The following is a 254-nucleotide window of genomic DNA, read 5'->3' on the forward strand; positions in this document are numbered from 1 at the left end:
GTTATCTCGGAGAAGATGGTGCATCCGGGAGGATTCGAACCTCCGACCGCTCGGTTCGTAGCCGAGTACTCTATCCAGCTGAGCTACGGATGCATCAGGGAAACTTACTTACTGCAGATTTGATATCACTGCTAAAGTGATATCGATTTTCTGTAACAACGCTAATGCGCTATTGCAGAGAAGATGGTGCATCCGGGAGGATTCGAACCTCCGACCGCTCGGTTCGTAGCCGAGTACTCTATCCAGCTGAGCTA

Annotated in this window: 1 tRNA gene; it reads right to left on the reverse strand. The window is 50.4% G+C overall.

Going from position 1 to position 254, the window contains the following annotated elements:
• Positions 1–16: 16 nt before the first annotated feature.
• Positions 17–93: transfer RNA gene (locus tag KQJ19_RS23910), tRNA-Arg, on the reverse strand.
• Positions 94–254: the final 161 nt, after the last annotated feature.

This window comes from Citrobacter sp. S46_ASV_140 (assembly GCF_018919545.1).
In the GTDB taxonomy this organism is placed as follows: domain Bacteria; phylum Pseudomonadota; class Gammaproteobacteria; order Enterobacterales; family Enterobacteriaceae; genus Citrobacter; species Citrobacter braakii.